The following is a 605-nucleotide window of genomic DNA, read 5'->3' as shown; positions in this document are numbered from 1 at the left end:
CTGGTGGTGGCCGCGGCGCTGTGGTTCGCCCTGCCCACGCTGCGCAACCCCCACCCGCCGAGCTACGGGCAGGTGCTGCGCTCGCTGGGCACGCTCGCGCGGCGGCACCCCAGGCTGCGCAGCCGGGCGCTGCTGGGCGGACTGTCATTCGCCTCGGTGAGCGTGCTGTTCTCCACCATGGCCCTGATGCTGGCAGGCCCCGCCCACCGCCTGGGCGATGCGCAGATCGGGCTGGTCGGGCTGGCGGGCGTGGCCGGGGCGCTGATGGCCAACGTGGCCGGCCGACTGGCGGACCAGGGGTGCGAGCAGCTCACCACCCGCGTATCGGTGCTGCTGGTGCTGGCCAGCTGGGCGGCGCTGTGGCTCGGGGGCACGTCCATCGTGTGGTTCCTGGTGGGCATGCTGGCGATCGACCTGGCGCTGCAGGGCGTGCACATCAGCAACCAGAACGTGATCTACCAGTTGGCCCCCGAGGCCCGTTCGCGCCTGAACGCGGTCTACATGACCACCTACTTCACCGGGGCGGCGCTGGGCTCGGCGCTCGGCTCCGCCGCCTGGCAGCGCGGCGGGTGGAGCGCCGCGTGCCTGACCGGCGTGGGGGGTGG

At 73.7% G+C, this 605-nt stretch carries 1 protein-coding gene; it reads left to right on the top strand.

The window, feature by feature from the left end:
* Positions 1-605, top strand: a 605-nt coding sequence (locus AC27IQ_RS26720) for an MFS transporter (RefSeq protein WP_487091499.1), incomplete at both ends; no start/stop codon positions are given.

The organism is Acidovorax sp. KPB24-07 (genome assembly GCF_057543315.1).
This window is presented reverse-complemented; position numbering and strand designations above follow the sequence as displayed.